The following is a 13,330-nucleotide window of genomic DNA, read 5'->3' as shown; positions in this document are numbered from 1 at the left end:
GATGAAGATGAATTCACTAACTTCATCGATTGGTACAAAAATAAAACAGTTGCGTATTGAAAAGCAGATGACACAAAACGAACTGTGTAATGGTATTTGTAGCCAAGCTGAGATTAGTAAAATTGAAAATGGTTTGAATTCACCCACTGTAGATTTAATGAAGCAAATTGCCACTCGATTAAAAGTTCCAATTGCACTTTTATTCGAAGAACTTCAAGAAAACGAAGAAATGGAACGCTTTGATCAGACTGTTTCAGCGCTACTTCGAGATGAAAAGTATGAGCAGATCAAGAGATACATTTCTAAGCACAATAATAATGAAAATATTGAGTTAGTCATATTAAATGCATATTTTCGAATCATCGTCGACTTGAAACAAGATCAGTATGATTTTAGGACCGCGACTTTCCTATTAAATAACCTTCTAATTGAACGGGATGTTCAAAACGAATCAATCACTTTGTTCATTCGAATCAAAACCGCGATTGCCAATTTATATGCTGAACATAAGCTATTCCATTTAACGACGAATTCTTATTTGGATATCGAAATTTTATTAGAGAGTCTTAATAGCTCATTATATGTCACCTCTTTAATCAAAATTTATTTTAATCATGCCCAAATCCTTTTGTATCAAGATCTGTTTGAAGAATCAAAAATATATATTCAAAAAGGAATTGAATTATGTTTACTTCATCAGCAAACTTTTCTTTTAGGGCATTTGTATTTTCAATTAGGTAACTATCAAGAAGCGGTAGGAATAGATTCATTTCAAAAAACATATACAGTTGCGTATACATTGTTGCATGCATTAGAGCTTAAATCGACTAAACAAAAAGTTGTTGATCTAAAAGAGGAACACTTATTATTTACTTTTGAGTAGACTTAAAAGTAATCCTATATAGGCGCTTGTCCCAATGAGAAATCTTATACTATATCTTGTTTTTTAGAGTGCATAAAATTCGCTATCTTCTTTATCTGTTAAGAAAAATTTTTCGGAATCATAAACTGATTTCTCCGTATACTTAATCAAATAATAAACACGCTGTTAAGTGGAAATGAAACTACAAGAAAGGAGCAGAAATTTTGGAAATCGAAGCATTTGGTCAACATATTAAACAACTACGTGTCGAAAGAAATTTAACGCAAACAGAATTAGCAAGAGATGTATGTAGCCAAGCGGAATTGAGTAAAATCGAAAATGGAAAAATCATGCCGACGATAGATATTGTTCAACGGTTATCCCAAAAGCTCCATACTTCAACGGCTCATCTCTTCATTGATGCGAATGAGACCAGTCTATTTCATCAATTTGATAGACAATTGTCTGACTTTTCTAGACGACATCGTTATGATGACATGCTTGATTTCATTAAACAAACACCAAATGATTTACCTTCTTCTGTTCAATTATTAATTCGTTATTTTGAGTGGGTAGCTCGTGAGGGTAAAAAAGATATTGACTACCGTACTTGTATTTCTCAATTACTTTACTTATCAGATCAAGAACAAATGGAAATCGAATACCCATCTATTTTCTTAAGAATTAAAATGTCTGTCGCAAACTATTATTATTTAAATCACCAATATCAATATGCGCGAAAAATATATGAAGAATTATTAGAGTATGATTATATGACATATGATTTGATAAAACTAAAATCTAAAATTATGTATAACTATGCGCAGCAACTGTACTTTCAATCAGATTTTGAAATGGGACTGAAGATAACGGAAAAAGGCATTCAATCATCTCTAGAAAGAAAAGATACGTCATTGTTAGGTCATTTTTTTTATCAACGAGGTTGTTTTTATGAAAAGTTAGATTATCCTCGTAAGGACATTCAAGAAGCATTTACTCACGCGTATACCATATTTCACGCGTTAGACAATAGAAATCACGCTGAACTAGTATTAAATGGTAAACGTGATTTTTTATACTTTGAACTTTAAAATAGATGAAGGAGGAGATCGTATGAGTCATTTATCTTCATCAATAGGATATGAAATTAAACGGATTCGAAAAGAGAAAAATATGACTCAAGCTGAATTATGTAAGGGAATATGTAGTCAAGCCGAAATTAGTAAAGTAGAAAATGGTAAAAATTCACCAACAATTGATTGGTTACAACAAGTTGCAAAACGTCTTAAGGTACCGCTCTCCATGTTGTTTGAAGATCATCTTCGGAGTGATATGTTTACATCTTATGATCAACAATTATTGAGGTTGTTACAAAGTCATCAATTTGAAGAAGCCTGCATGATTATTGATGATATAAAAAACAAAATAGACTACGATGAGATAAAATTTTTAGCAATGTATTATGAAATTATCATTCATGAAAAACGAAATTTTAGAACTTATCTTGAAACCATTGGTGAATTTAAACAATTATTGATGCATACGTCATTACAATTCAAATCTCCAACGCTTTATTTAAGAATTCATATGGCAATCGCGATTTCTTTTATTGAGCATGAGGATTTTGATTCAGCAGAAAATAGCTTTCAAGAATTGCTTCGGTTTAACTATGACACAACTGAACTGAAAAAAGTTCGTATTAAGATTCTTTATAACTATGCAAAACAACTATCTGAACAAAATCGAAATCAACTTGGATTAGAGATTACTGAACAAGGCATTCAAGAGAGCTTGCAAATTGAAGATGGTCAACTTTTAGGTCAACTATATTATCAAAGAGGTTACTTCAAAAAAATTTTGAATCGTAACCCCTCTGACATCCAAAAAGACTTTACAATGGCGTACTCATTATTCCGTACCTTTAATCTACCTGTTCATGAAAAAATCTTACTTGAAAAAAATAGTTCATTTGTTTTATTTCGTATTTAGAATCGTTCACCTGTCTTTTTACATGCAAGAAGTGCCTGTTCAATCAATTCAGATGCACGATCGGGGTATTGTTGATGCCCTTCTAAAATGACTGTCGATACATCATCAATTCCGAAAAATGCTAATAAGTCTAACATGTAGCGAACAGCGTGTTCACTTGGTGCTTTCTCTTTTGTCGAGTAATCGCCACCGCGTGAATGAATCAACAACACTTGTTTGTTTTCAACCAGTCCGATCGAACCTTCAGCTGTGTAACGAAACGTTTGACCAGCCTGTGCGAGATAATCCATATAGTTGTGAAGCGGTGCAGGAACTGTTAAGTTCCACATCGGAAATGAAAAGACGACCTTATCGGCATCTAAGAATCCGTTTAAATATTCTTGAAGCCGTTGTGCGTGGATCGCATCATCTCCCGTTAATTCCTCTCCTTTAAATAGTCGACCTGCCGCATTCGCAAGCTTTAAATCAAAGAAGGGGAGACGTTCCTCGAATAAATTCAAAACCGTGATTGTATCGCCAGGATGATGCTCACGATACGCATTTAGGAAAGCATCGTTCAATTCAGAACTAATGCCTTTTTTTTGATGTGTGCTATCGTTGGCTTCAATAAAAAGTAGATGAGACATAGTTAATCGCTCCTTTCTATACCTATCTATTCCCATTCTAATCAAAATCATGACTTCCCATTATTTTATTATTTTTAGAAAATTCAGGTTTTGTTTTGGTTCTGATAAGGAAAATAACCGACAGGAACTAGAAAGAGGGGATGGCGGTGAACACACAGCGACGTTCTTCCAATAGTTTGCAATATCATCGAGAAATCCGGGCAAATTATCAGTTGTTCGGGATGATCATTTTTGTATTGACGAGTTGTGGTGCCATTTTATATATCGTTGCTAACCTGTTTAGTCGTTCTGGTTTAAATGGGGAGGATTGGATTCGCGCTCTCGTCATTGCGAGTGCTGGAATAGCACAATACTTCATTGGTAAAAGTACACTGTCAGATCGACTAAAGCCACATATAATGTCGAGTGTTTTTTTGTTGATTCCGTACATTTATTATCCGTTCATCGATCGTGGTGTCCAAACGGTTTGGGCATGTGCACTTCTTTTCATTTTAGCGTCATTAGTCGTCATTAATCGGACAATGTTGCTGTATGCAACGAGCATTACGACGATTTCTCTTCTCTATATTTGGTATCATACTCCATCTTTTGAAAATGCCACGATGTTTGCATCCGATCACATCGCGCGCATTGGACTTATCTTGATTGCGACGATCATTAGTTTATTGATTCATAATCAATACGTCACCCGTCTTGAACGTAATATTGACTACCTAGCCCGTTTACAAGAACAAGCATTCACGGATCCTGTGACAGGTTTATCAAACCGATCTTCATTTGTGATTGAAGTAGATAAGAAGAAACGAGAAGGTGATATGATTTGTCTCGTTGATCTGGACGATTTCAAAACAGTCAACGATGCATTCGGATACCGAACTGGAGACCGCTCGTTACACATCATTGGCCGGCGATTGATGAATCACTTTCCGGACTGTACAATTGCGAAAGCAAGTGGAAGTGCTTTTTTATTGCATGCACCACACCATTACGATGCACGCGTGCTCTGTGATGATATTTTGTCGAGTGTAGCAGAACGTGTACAAATCGATTTTAAGCAGATTAATGTAACTGCAAGTATCGGTGTTTCATACATGAACGATGAAACAACAGACCATGTCATTAACGATGCAGAGATTGCATTATTTACAGCAAAGGCAAATCGAAAAAATACGTATGCGATTACAGATTTAGCGACTCAAAATGAACGAAAGCGAGCGCTTCAATTAACACGCGATTTGTACGATGCAGAGTTGGATCGTGATTTCTTCGTTTTATTTCAACCTCAAGTCAATGCACGAACGCGTCAAATCACAGGAGTGGAAGCATTAATTCGTTGGAATCACCCGGAGTATGGTCTCGTTCCGCCAAATGAGTTCATTCCACTTGCGGAACGGACACGTTTCATTGAAACGCTTGGAAGCTGGGTCATGCGACAAGCTTGCTTACAAGGAAAAGTATGGTTGGAAGAAGGGAAGGAACCTATAACGATTTCAGTGAATGTTTCGCCTTGGGAATTGCGACAACCTGATTTTACAGATCGAGTACTGACGACCTTAAAACAAACAGGTTTTCCACCATCACTCCTTGAAATCGAGATGACAGAACACATCTTCATCGAGGGAACGGAACAAATCATTGAGACATTGAATGCGCTCCATTTATACGGAATTCGAATTGCACTCGATGATTTCGGAACCGGTTTTTCCTCTATGCAGCCTCTCGTTGAACTTCCATTCGATCAATTGAAGATTCCGAAAGAAATCGTTCAAGAAGCGATTCATTCTGAAAAAAAACGAGCGATGATCGAGACAATCATTCAATTAGGGAAACGATTAGATATGACGATCGTCGCAGAAGGAATCGAACTAGAAGAAGAGGCAGCGTTGCTCGAGCGGTTAGGATGTCATACGTTGCAAGGGTACCTCTTCCATCGACCGCTACAACCGCGGCAACTCGAACATTTTTTAGCGATGTATCGGGAAGGGTAACCAATCAGTAAAAATTTAAAAAGCAAACAGGCGATGGACATGGTCCATCGCCTGTTTGTATAACAGTTTGCGAAATAATGAATCAGAGATACCGTGCAAAACGACGCTCGAGAATCTCTTGGATGACTGCGATACAGGAACAAATTCCCCAGTAAATGAACGCAACGACAAAGTAAACGGTCATATAATCAAATTCACGCCCACCAACGATTTTTGCCTTTTGAAATATTTCAGGGACAGTAATCATGGCAGCAAGCGACGAGGCTTTGACGAGATCAAGCAAGACGTTTGAAAGCGGTGGGATGGCGATTCGGATCGCTTGTGGCAAAATAATACCAACGAACGTTCGATATCGCGATAAACCAAGCGAAGCTGCCGCTTCTTCCTGACCACGATCAATCGATAGTAAGGAAGAACGAATGATCTCTGCCATGTACGCAGCACTATTCAAACTAAAACCGGTAATTGCTGCTGTTAACGCGTCCAGTTGAATATTGATGACCGGCAGTCCGAAATACAACATGAACAGCAACACGAGAATCGGAACACCTCGCATGAACGAGATGTAGGCGCTCGCTCCGATACGTAAAAGTCGAAGCCTAGACAGACGACAAAGGGCAAGGAGCAAACCAATTCCAAGACCAATGGCCATGCTGAGCAAGGAAATCCATAGCGTCTGTCCCAGTCCACTCAAAATATAAGGAAACGATTCAACCGCCAATTCCGGATTGAAGACGGACCGCCAATCAATCGAAGACATCGTTAATTCACATCGACGATCGTCGTTTTGACGTCAGGCATTTGAGAGACATCTTTTCCAGCATAGAATTGCTTCGAAATTTCCTTTAATGTGCCATCTTCCTTCATTTTATCGAGTTGTTCGTTAATGTTGGATTGAAGTTCCTTGTTATCTAAATCCATGATTAAACCAACCTGACTTGGATTATAAGCGATATCAGGGTGAATCGTAATATCGAAGTCCTTGAAGAAATCGACAGCGAGTGTTTGCAAGTAGTAATCATTCAAGATGACGTCTGTTCGACCATTTGAGACATCTCGTAGATACTGATCGTTCGTCGCGTTATCGTACGTGACTTCTTTTGCACCGTATTTTTTAGCAATCTGCATATATGTCGTTGTAGCTTCTCCGGCAGCTTTTTTCCCTTTCAAGTCTTCAAGAGACTTGATGCCTGATAAATCACTTTTACGGACGATTGCCGTACCATACGTATATTTATATGGTTTTGAGAACGCGAATTTTTCTTTACGATCATCGGTAATCGTAATGTCGTTAGCAGCAAGATCGACTTGACCTGTATTGACGCTTGTCAACATACCGTCGAATGACATCTCTTTGAATTTCACTTTCAAATCAAGACGCTTTGCTACTTCTTTGACGACTTCGACATCAAATCCAGTCAACTTATTGTTTTTCTCTTCATGGTAAGATGTCGGGAAAAGTGTACCAGCCGTCGCGACAACAATTGTGCCATCTTTTTGAATCTTGTCATATGCGGTTGCCTTCTCCTCTTGCTGACCACATGCGCTTAATAAGATCGAGCTTCCTGCGATCAAGAGACCCGTAAATTGCATTGTTTTTTTCATCGTATTATTCCTCTCTCTACTTCCATGATCAATAACTCTTTTCATAGTTAAAAATACCACGGAATCTTATGTTCGGGCAAAGTAATACGCGCACAAAGTGTAGAATTCAACTAAAAAAAATATTGAATGAATATCCATATTTATGTAAGCGTTATCAATGTTGATATATGGTATTTCTATCTTCAAAGGTTAAATAAAATGGTGATTATGCATAGTAGCGAATAAACATAAAAGAGTGTAAAGTATAATTTAACTGAATATACAGAAAATTAAGAAGGCAAGGAGAGTGCTACCATGACATTTCATCAGTACCCTGAACAGCAGGGATTATACGACCCTCGTATGGAACATGATGCGTGCGGGATCGGGGTTTACGCACATCAAACAGGACGAGCGAGTCATGAAATTGTTGAACATGCATTGGCCATGCTTTGTCAAATGGAACATCGTGGTGGACAAGGAAGCGATGCGAAGACGGGAGACGGGGCGGGTATTTTAACGCAATTACCAGATCGTTTGTTTCGTGAAACGGTTCGCCACATTTCCTTCCCTAAAAAAGGGGATTATGGCGTTTTCATGATGTTCTTACCACGTGAGGAACGGGAACGGATGCGACTCGAACGAACATTAGAATCCATCATCTTGACAGAAGGACAAGACGTCTTAGGATGGCGTACTGTACCTGTTCAGTCAGAAGTGCTTGGGTCGGGTGCCCGCCGCACGGAGCCAGTCATTCGTCAATGTTTCATTGGTGCAAAGGCGATGGAAGGATTGACATTTGAACGAACACTCTTTTTGATTCGTCGCGCATTTGAACGTGAATCAGAACAACTCGGTCTTGAACAATACGTCTTGAGTAGCTCGAGTGAAACGATCGTTTACAAAGGACTCGTGACGACGGATCAATTGCGCGCGTACTTCGATGACTTACGAGATGAGCGCTATCAATCAGGATTTGGTATCGTGCATTCGCGTTTTAGTACGAATACGTTCCCAAGTTGGAAACGTGCTCACCCGAACCGTTATTTGATTCACAACGGTGAAATCAACACGTTGCAAGGAAATATTCGGGCGATGCGCGGTCGAGAACGTCGACTGGCCGAGACGACGTATGGTAATCGGGCAGAGGAAGTGTTACCGATTCTAGATGAGACAGGTAGTGACTCGTCGATGCTTGATAATGCGTTTGAGTTTCTTCATCTGTCCGGACTCTCGCTCGCTGAGACAGCACTGATGCTCGTACCAGAACCATTCGAACATGCTGAGATCAGACCGGCTAAGCGCGCATATTATGAGTACCACAGTAGCATGATGGAGCCATGGGATGGTCCGTCTGCGATTGTCTTTACGAACGGAAAACAGATTGGTGCGACGCTTGACCGAAACGGTTTACGCCCAGCGCGATATGTATTGTTACGCGATGGTCACTTCATGTTGTCGTCAGAAGCAGGGGTACTTCCTCTTCGTGAACAAGACATTCTGTACAAAAAACGATTAACACCGGGTGAACTGCTTTTACTCGACTTTGCGTCCGGTCAGTTGATTGCAGACGAAGAGATCAAACGGGAGCTAGCGACACGGCACCCTTACGCGGAGTGGCTCGCGCAAGAAGTCGTGTCCCTTTCAAGTAACGACTTCAAGGAAACGCTCGTTGAACTTGGAACGAAACAACGGCATTTTGGATATACGCGTGAAGATATCGATCAATACTTGATCCCGCTCGTCGAAGAACAAAAGGATCCGTTAGGCGCGATGGGAACGGATATACCGCTAGCGGTCTTAAGTGAACGTCCTCAATCCTTGTTCCGATATTTCAAGCAACTGTTCGCACAAGTCACGAATCCACCGATTGACGCGTTACGCGAAGAGATCGTCACCTCGACGCTGACATGGCTTGGTCGACAAGGGGAACTGCTGACGCCGAACCGCGCGAACTGTCGTCGTGTTCGCTTGGATACGCCGATTCTGCGACCAGACGAAGCCCATGCGCTTAAACAAAGTGGACTTAAGCAAAAAACGATTTCGACGACGTTCACCGACTCGCTTGCAGAAGCACTCGACATGATCGTTGATGAGGCTGTGACCGCTGCACGAAACGGGTATGAATTATTGACGTTATCGGATCGTCTCGTACGCCCCGGCACCTTGCCGATGCCCATCCTCTTAGTGACGAGTGCGATTCATCATGCGCTGATTCGCAAGGGATTACGTACAAATCTCAGCTTGATCGTTGAAGGGGGAGAGATTCGTGAAGTCCACCATGTCGCAACGTTGCTCGGATATGGTGCGGATGCGATTTATCCGTACCTGGCATATGCGACGCTTGAAGAAGCGGTAGGGGATCGTTTTACGGATGTCGACAAACGTTACCAAAAAGCAGTCACGGAAGGCGTCGTCAAAGTCATGTCGAAGATGGGCATTTCGACGGTCTTCAGCTACCGTGGTGCGCAAATCTTTGAAGCGGTCGGAATCGATCGTTCCGTCATCGATGAGCACTTCACGGGTACGGTCTCTCAATTGAGCGGGATGACGCTTGAACTGATGGAAGAAGAAGTCCGACGAGCACAACAGATTGCAGATGAACGGATTCATTTAGAGTCCGGCAGTGTCTTCCGGTACCGTCAAGCGGGAGAACATCATGCCTTTAACCCAGCAACGATTCATTTGTTGCAACACGCATGCCGGACGAATGATTACCGGCTCTATCAAAAGTACGCTCAACGCATTCAGGAGGAACCGGCAACGGTGCTACGACATCTGTTAACGTTCAAGGAAACGACGGCGATCCCAATTGAAGAAGTTGAGCCTGTCAGCGAAATCGTCAAATACTTTAAGACGGGTGCGATGTCCTACGGATCGTTATCCAAAGAAGCGCACGAGACGCTTGCGATCGCGATGAACCGATTAGGTGGTAAGAGTAATAGTGGTGAAGGCGGTGAAGAAGAGGAACGGTACGAACGGGATGAAAATGGTGACTTCCGGATGAGTCGGATCAAACAGATCGCCTCTGGTCGTTTTGGGGTGACGAGTCATTACCTCGTTCACGCGGACGAATTACAAATCAAGGTGGCACAAGGTGCGAAACCCGGTGAAGGCGGTCAATTACCTGGTGAAAAAGTCTATCCGTGGATTGCGCGGGTGCGTGCATCGACACCTGGTGTTGGATTGATTTCTCCACCACCCCATCACGATATCTATTCGATTGAAGATTTGGCGCAGTTGATTCATGACTTGAAACGTGCCAACGATCAAGCCCGGATTAGCGTCAAACTTGTCGCCAAAGGTGGCGTTGGGACGATCGCGGCTGGGGTTGCGAAGGGGCTTGCGGACGTCATCGTCATCAGTGGTCATGACGGCGGCACGGGTGCCTCGCCGAAGACGAGTATTCAACATGCCGGACTGCCATGGGAACTTGGTCTTGCTGAGACCCACCAAACGTTGACATTAAACGGATTACGCGAGCGTGTCGTCCTTGAAACCGACGGAAAACTCTTGACTGGTCGCGACGTCATCCTCGCCGCGATGCTCGGAGCGAATGAGTATGGGTTTGCGACAGCGCCGCTCATCGCCGTCGGATGCATCATGATGCGAGCGTGTCATCTAGACACGTGTCCTGTTGGTGTCGCGACGCAAGATCCAGAGCTCCGTAAGAAATTCACAGGATCTGCCGATGATGTCGTCCATTTCATGACGTTCATCGCAGAGGAAGTACGAGAACATTTAGCGAAGCTCGGTGTAAGACGGCTGCAAGATCTCGTAGGGCGGACGGATTTACTCGAACCGTCAGAACGACAACGGACGCATTGGAAGGCGAAGAGTCTTGATTTTTCGCGTCTCCTCGTTCACGTGACACACGGTCCGGCCGAACAACAACAGCATCATGTCGAGCGTTCTTTTGACGCGCGTGAAATCTCGCCGTATTTAGAGGCGGCAGATTTCAGTCAGCCTCAGACACTACGTTTAACGATTCAAAATACAGACCGTGCGATCGGAACACAGACCGGTGCCATGCTGACAAGACGGTTTGGGGCCCTTGGTCTGCCGACAGATCGATTGAAACTCGAACTGAATGGATCTGCCGGACAAAGTTTAGGCGCTTATTTACCACGTGGTATAACACTTGATGTCACGGGAGAAGCGAATGATTACGTCGGGAAAGGATTGTCCGGGGGTATCATCGCCGTCCATCCTCCACGTTCGATTTCGTTCGTCTCGTCCGATCAATCGATCATTGGTAATGTCGCACTTTACGGGGCGACAAGTGGAGAACTTTATGTCAACGGTCAGGCAGGTGAGCGATTTGCGGTTCGAAACAGTGGAGCCGTCGCCGTCGTCGAAGGAATCGGCAACCATGGACTCGAGTATATGACCGGTGGATCCGTCGTCGTCCTTGGCGATGTCGGAAAAAACTTTGCTGCCGGTATGTCAGGTGGTGTCGCCTATGTCTTGCCGCGTCATCCTGAACAATTTTTACAACGTGTCAACCGCGAACTCGTTTCGACGGGACCTGTCACGCATGTCGAAGAGATTGCGCGACTGAAGACGTTCATCGAACGTCACGTCGCACGGACCGGAAGTGAGCAGGGCGATGCGATTCTAGCGAACTGGGATCATGTCATTCATTCGTTCATCCGCGTCATTCCCTCGACGTATGAGAAAGTGACAACGTTGATGGCTGATTTCGCTAAACAAGGACACAACACCGAAGAAGCGATGTTGCTCGCATTTGAGACACATCTAGGGCGCAGAACAGGAGGGGTACGATGAAACGACGCGATCAATTCATGACAGTTGCTCGTTCGGGTGGAACGGAACGACATCCAAGCGAACGGGTGGGTGATTTTAAGGAATATAAGACGGCTTTGACGGAAGCGGAAGCGAGTCAACAAGCAAGTCGATGTATGGATTGTGGCACCCCGTTTTGCCATGTAGGGGAAGTATTTGATCAAGTGAAGATTGGTTGTCCAGTCTATAACTTGATTCCAGAATGGAACTTGCTCGTAGAAGAAGGACGTTTTCAAGAGGCACTCGATCGCCTTCTTGAGACGAACAATTTCCCGGAATTCACGGGTCGTGTCTGCCCAGCACCATGTGAAGGATCGTGTACGTTGTCGATTCATGAACCTGCGGTCGCGATCAAAGATATCGAACGGACAATCATCGACATTGGCTTCGAAAAAGGATGGGTCGTGCCCCGAATTCCAGCAATACGATCGACACGTTCGATTGCCATCGTTGGATCTGGTCCTGCCGGTCTTGCGGCTGCCGATCAGCTGAATCAAGCCGGTCACCAAGTGACGGTCTACGAGCGGGAAGATCGGATTGGCGGATTACTCACGTACGGTATACCAGCCATGAAACTTGATAAAGAGGTCGTACAGCGCCGTGTTGATTTGCTTGAAGCAGAAGGGATTCACTTCCGGACGAACGTCACGATCGGTGCAGATATCACTCTCGAGACACTTGAAGCGGAGTATGACGCCGTTATCTTATGTGTCGGCGCGACGGAACCACGCAAATTAACGGATGCGCCAACGCGTGGAGTTGGTTATGCGATGGATTATTTGACAGGGGTGACACGTCACGTGCTCTCGCAAGAACCGTTGTCTGCTGATCACGATGCGAAAGATAAAGATATTCTCGTCATCGGTGGAGGCGATACAGGAGCGGACTGTGTGGCAACAGCACTCCGTCAACGCTGTCGCTCCGTCGTCCAATTCGGTAAACATGAACAACCGGGTACGACGCGTGCAACAGGAAACATGTGGCCGGATACACCGTCACTCTACTCCATCGATTATGGGTACGCAGAAGCGTTGCAACAATTCGGTCGGGATCCTCGTGAATACTTGATCGCGATCAAGCGATTCACAACAAGTGAATCGGGTCAAGTCACCGGTGTCTGGACGATTCAAACGACGAAAACAAAAAATGAATCGGGTACAGTGATCTTTGAGGAGATCGAAGGGAGCGATCGTTACTTCCCAGTCGATCAAGTCTGGATTGCCATTGGATTCAGTGGTGTCGAAGAGAACGTACTCGAACATTTAGCAGTCGCCTCGGAACGTGGGAAAATCAAGACGACACGTTACGCGACGAACCGTCCAGGCGTATTTGCCGCAGGTGACGCAAGACGTGGTCAATCACTGATCGTCTGGGCGATTCGCGAAGGTCGTGAAGTAGCAGAAGCCGTTGGACAATATTTAAAAGCAATGCAACAAACAGGCTAAATCACATCGTCTGGATTTTCTGGCAACATC

The 13,330-nt window shown here is 43.5% G+C and carries 9 protein-coding genes; 6 read left to right on the top strand and 3 right to left on the bottom strand.

All coding sequences use genetic code 11. The features are described from left to right. Nucleotide 1: 1 nt before the first annotated feature. The 3 genes from ASF99_RS08370 (at nt 2) to ASF99_RS08360 (ending at nt 2,851) form a co-directional block, all read left to right on the top strand. Nucleotides 2-883: a helix-turn-helix domain-containing protein gene (locus ASF99_RS08370; protein ID WP_158024754.1), complete on the top strand. Its 882-nt coding sequence runs from the start codon at nt 2-4 to the stop codon at nt 881-883. 203 nt (nt 884-1,086) lie between these two features. Beyond that, nucleotides 1,087-1,953: a helix-turn-helix domain-containing protein gene (locus tag ASF99_RS08365; protein WP_023468571.1), complete on the top strand. Its 867-nt coding sequence runs from the start codon at nt 1,087-1,089 to the stop codon at nt 1,951-1,953. Nucleotides 1,954-1,975: 22 nt separating this feature from the next. Beyond that, nucleotides 1,976-2,851 (top strand): helix-turn-helix domain-containing protein, encoded by an 876-nt coding sequence (locus tag ASF99_RS08360; RefSeq protein ID WP_055968462.1) that lies wholly within the window; start codon nt 1,976-1,978, stop codon nt 2,849-2,851. Here the strand turns inward: ASF99_RS08360 and ASF99_RS08355 are convergent. Then, complete coding sequence (locus tag ASF99_RS08355) at nt 2,848-3,477, bottom strand: FMN-dependent NADH-azoreductase (protein WP_023468569.1); 630 nt, start codon at nt 3,475-3,477, stop codon at nt 2,848-2,850. The genes ASF99_RS08360 and ASF99_RS08355 overlap by 4 nt on opposite strands. Nucleotides 3,478-3,623: 146 nt before the next feature. Here ASF99_RS08355 and ASF99_RS08350 point away from each other — a divergent pair, with 146 nt between their 5' ends. Then, entirely contained in the window at nt 3,624-5,465 is a 1,842-nt protein-coding gene (locus ASF99_RS08350; RefSeq protein ID WP_370688659.1) for a putative bifunctional diguanylate cyclase/phosphodiesterase, read from the top strand. An 82-nt stretch (nt 5,466-5,547) separates the two neighbouring features. Here ASF99_RS08350 and ASF99_RS08345 read toward each other — a convergent pair whose 3' ends face one another. Beyond that, nucleotides 5,548-6,225 carry an amino acid ABC transporter permease gene (locus ASF99_RS08345; protein ID WP_023468567.1) on the bottom strand — a complete coding sequence of 226 codons (678 nt, stop codon included), beginning with the start codon at nt 6,223-6,225 and terminating at the stop codon, nt 5,548-5,550. 2 nt (nt 6,226-6,227) lie between these two features. Next, nucleotides 6,228-7,070 carry a transporter substrate-binding domain-containing protein gene (locus tag ASF99_RS08340; RefSeq protein WP_023468566.1) on the bottom strand — a complete coding sequence of 281 codons (843 nt, stop codon included), beginning with the start codon at nt 7,068-7,070 and terminating at the stop codon, nt 6,228-6,230. 294 nt (nt 7,071-7,364) lie between these two features. On the opposite strand from ASF99_RS08340, the gene gltB reads away from it, so the two are divergent. After that, nucleotides 7,365-11,837: a glutamate synthase large subunit gene (gltB, locus tag ASF99_RS08335; RefSeq protein ID WP_055968460.1), complete on the top strand. Its 4,473-nt coding sequence runs from the start codon at nt 7,365-7,367 to the stop codon at nt 11,835-11,837. Next, on the top strand, nt 11,834-13,300 hold the full coding sequence (locus ASF99_RS08330; RefSeq protein WP_055968458.1) for a glutamate synthase subunit beta: 1,467 nt from the start codon (nt 11,834-11,836) through the stop codon (nt 13,298-13,300). Before gltB ends, ASF99_RS08330 begins: the two co-directional genes overlap by 4 nt. Nucleotides 13,301-13,330 lie beyond the last annotated feature (30 nt).

This window comes from Exiguobacterium sp. Leaf187, from assembly GCF_001423925.1.
In the GTDB taxonomy this organism is placed as follows: Bacteria; Bacillota; Bacilli; order Exiguobacteriales; family Exiguobacteriaceae; genus Exiguobacterium_A; species Exiguobacterium_A indicum.
This window is presented reverse-complemented; position numbering and strand designations above follow the sequence as displayed.

What these genes read in the sequence shown, in the direction of transcription:
- ASF99_RS08370 (WP_158024754.1), top strand. Translation starts at nt 2, where the DNA reads ATGAAGATGAATTCACTAACTTCATCGATTGGTACAAAAATAAAACAG.
- ASF99_RS08360 (WP_055968462.1), top strand. Translation starts at nt 1,976, where the DNA reads ATGAGTCATTTATCTTCATCAATAGGATATGAAATTAAACGGATTCGA.
- ASF99_RS08355 (WP_023468569.1), bottom strand. Translation starts at nt 3,477, where the DNA reads ATGTCTCATCTACTTTTTATTGAAGCCAACGATAGCACACATCAAAAA.
- ASF99_RS08345 (WP_023468567.1), bottom strand. Translation starts at nt 6,225, where the DNA reads ATGTCTTCGATTGATTGGCGGTCCGTCTTCAATCCGGAATTGGCGGTT.
- ASF99_RS08340 (WP_023468566.1), bottom strand. Translation starts at nt 7,070, where the DNA reads ATGAAAAAAACAATGCAATTTACGGGTCTCTTGATCGCAGGAAGCTCG.
- gltB (WP_055968460.1), top strand. Translation starts at nt 7,365, where the DNA reads ATGACATTTCATCAGTACCCTGAACAGCAGGGATTATACGACCCTCGT.
- ASF99_RS08330 (WP_055968458.1), top strand. Translation starts at nt 11,834, where the DNA reads ATGAAACGACGCGATCAATTCATGACAGTTGCTCGTTCGGGTGGAACG.